Raw genomic sequence first — 1,325 nt, 5'->3', positions numbered from 1 at the left:
TGCGGGCATCGGCTACCAGGCGCGCGAGGACGAAGGCACGCAGTCGCCGAGCCAGACCCTTGCGTTGTGTGTGGGCTCCTGCCGGGATCTCGCGACCCTCTTCGTCGAGGCCGTCCGCAGCCTCGGCTTCGGAGCCCGGATCGTCTCGGGCTACCTCCATGATCCGACCCGCACTCTGCTAGGCTCGGCGGATGTCGGGTCGACCCATGCCTGGGCCGAGGTCTACCTTCCCGGTGCGGGTTGGATCACCTTCGACCCGACCAACCGCAGTGTGGGCGGCGCGAACCTGATCCCGGTCGCTGTCGCGCGCGACATCCGCCAAGCCGCGCCCCTGATGGGCAGCTTCACCGGCCCCGCTGGCGCCCCCCAAGGCATGTCCGTCGAGGTCAGCGTCACCTCGTAAGCCGATGGATTGCGGCTCCGTTCGTGCTCGATGGGCCGATCAATCGCGAGACCTTCCAGCCCAATGGCGATTACGGCCTGTTATGACTTGAGCCAGTCGAGTGCGGCGGCAAGGCAGAGGACACCGGCGAAGCTGGAAGCGGCCTTCTCGTAGCGGGTAGCGCCGGCGCAGACCATCTGCCCTCGCCGGTGCTTCGAACCGAATGCGGCTGCCTCGACACGAACCGCCGTACTCGCGGGCCCGACAGGGCAATGCCGGCCTATCCGCGGCGCGACGACCCGCTCGGCCGATCGGCGCGCCGTGACCGTCGGGCATCGCTGAACCCCGGGGCCGGCCACGCTCGCTCAGTGGAGCTGGGTGCGGATCCAGTTCGGCGGCAGCAGGTCGCCCTCCTCCGTGACGATCCAGGGGTGGCGACCGGGCTCGACCAGGATGTCGCCTGCCGCGGCGATCGCCTCGCGCAGGCTTCCGAACCGTTCCGGCTCAGCCGGAAAGAAGTGCTCGGGTTCGGCATGCCAGACCTTGAGAGAGGCGGGACGCTCGAAGGCTTCGGTTTCCATCCCAGTGATCCTCTGTTCGAGGGCGCCGATTGCCGCTCCTGTTCTGGTCCCGAGTATTCCGCCGATGGCGCGCCGCGACTGTGATGCGGGTCACCGTGGCCCCGGGGTGCCGCCGGACCGGTAGCCGGCGTCTTCGGGCGATCCTGCGGATCGACGCAGGGCCGGCCTCACGCGCTCTTGCTGAGCGGCATCGCAGGCTCCGAGGTCGATGGGCGGACGGACCTGGGCCGTTCCGGAGCACCGGCTCCCTGAGGAGCGGGGCCGCCGCGTCGGGCGAGGACCTGCTCTTTCGGTCCGAAGGCCTGGGCGCGGCCGTCCTGCATGGTCAGGATGAGATCGACGCCGGCGAGCGCGCTCATGCG

General features: G+C 69.7%; 3 protein-coding genes. 1 reads left to right on the top strand and 2 read right to left on the bottom strand.

What is annotated here, in order from left to right; all coding sequences use genetic code 11:
* Positions 1–403: transglutaminase-like domain-containing protein (locus WDW90_RS37190; RefSeq protein ID WP_336492737.1), on the top strand; the 403-nt coding region annotated here is incomplete at its 5' end.
* 344 nt (positions 404–747) lie between these two features.
* Here the strand turns inward: WDW90_RS37190 and WDW90_RS37185 are convergent.
* The gene (locus WDW90_RS37185; protein ID WP_336492736.1) at positions 748–963 is read right to left on the bottom strand and encodes a hypothetical protein; all 216 of its coding nucleotides are present in this window, start codon (positions 961–963) and stop codon (positions 748–750) included.
* A 167-nt stretch (positions 964–1,130) separates the two neighbouring features.
* Positions 1,131–1,325, bottom strand: a 195-nt coding sequence (locus tag WDW90_RS37180) for a hypothetical protein (RefSeq protein WP_336492735.1), incomplete at its 5' end; no start/stop codon positions are given.

Origin of the sequence: Methylobacterium nigriterrae, assembly GCF_037106235.1 — a bacterium.
GTDB classification, from domain to species: domain Bacteria; phylum Pseudomonadota; class Alphaproteobacteria; order Rhizobiales; family Beijerinckiaceae; genus Methylobacterium; species Methylobacterium nigriterrae.
Note: the sequence above shows the minus strand (reverse complement) of the source record. Positions and strands in the feature narration are given on the sequence as shown.